This window comes from Methylobacterium oryzihabitans (assembly GCF_004004555.2).
GTDB lineage: Bacteria > Pseudomonadota > Alphaproteobacteria > Rhizobiales > Beijerinckiaceae > Methylobacterium > Methylobacterium oryzihabitans.
Map to the genome: position 1 here is coordinate 1 of NZ_SACP01000100.1, position 570 is coordinate 570.

Consider the following 570-nt stretch of genomic DNA (forward strand, 5'->3'; position numbering starts at 1 on the left):
GTCGACTACCTGTTCGGCCAGGTCAGCATCGACAAGGCGTTCGTCGACTGGAGCGGCAACTGCGGCAACCTGTCTGCTGCGGTCGGTTCGTTCGCCATCAGCAGTGGCCTGGTCGACCCGGCGCGCATTCCGCGCAACGGCATCGCCACGGTGCGCATCTGGCAGGCCAATATCGGCAAGACCATCATCGCCCATGTCCCGATCACTGAAGGTGAAGTGCAGGAAACCGGCGACTTCGAGCTGGACGGGGTGACCTTCCCGGCGGCCGAGGTGCAACTGGAGTTCCTCGACCCGGCGGCCGACGACGGTGACGACGGCGGTGCGATGTTCCCCACTGGCAGCCTGGTCGATGACCTGGAGGTGCCGGGTGTCGGCACCTTCAAGGCGACCCTGATCAACGCTGGCATTCCGACCATCTTCGTAAACGCGGCGGATATCGGCTACACCGGTACCGATCTGCAGGACGCTATCACCGGCGACCCGCAGGCGCTGCTGCGTTTCGAGACCATTCGTGCTTATGGCGCCGTGCGCATGGGCTTGATCGACAATGTCGACCAGGCTGCCGGGCGT

The 570-nt window shown here is 64.4% G+C and carries 1 protein-coding gene; it reads left to right on the plus strand.

Features of this window, described 5'->3' with window-relative positions; translation table 11 throughout:
- The coding region (locus EOE48_RS28510) for a PrpF domain-containing protein (RefSeq protein WP_281292810.1) at positions 1 to 570 on the plus strand (570 nt) is incomplete at both ends.